Here is a 306-nt window from a genome sequence, read left to right on the forward strand (position 1 = left end):
GGGGTCGTTTGCGCGTCCGCGGGACGCGGGTGCCGAAGGCGCGCCGCGCCGGACGACATCGGATCGGCCGCCGCGCCGGGAAGGCGCGGGAGGTGAACGCGCACCGCGTCGCTTTGAAGGTGCCGGCGATCGCGGTGAACGCGCGCCGCGCCGTTTCGAAGGTACTGGTGACCGCAGTGAACGCGCCTCCCGCCGTTTCGAAGGCGCTGGCGACCGTGGTGAACGCGCCCCCCGCCGTTTCGAAGGCGCTGCCGGTGATCGTGGTGAACGCGCGCCTCGCCGTTTCGAAGGTGCAGGCGACCGCAG

The 306-nt window shown here is 72.9% G+C and carries 1 protein-coding gene; it reads left to right on the top strand.

What is annotated here, in order from left to right; translation table 11 throughout:
* Window positions 1-92: 92 nt before the first annotated feature.
* On the top strand, window positions 93-306 hold a 214-nt coding region (locus tag CIC12_RS03900; protein WP_168662352.1), incomplete at its 3' end, for a hypothetical protein.

The organism is Paraburkholderia sp. SG-MS1 (assembly GCF_012275575.1).
In the GTDB taxonomy this organism is placed as follows: Bacteria; Pseudomonadota; Gammaproteobacteria; order Burkholderiales; family Burkholderiaceae; genus Paraburkholderia.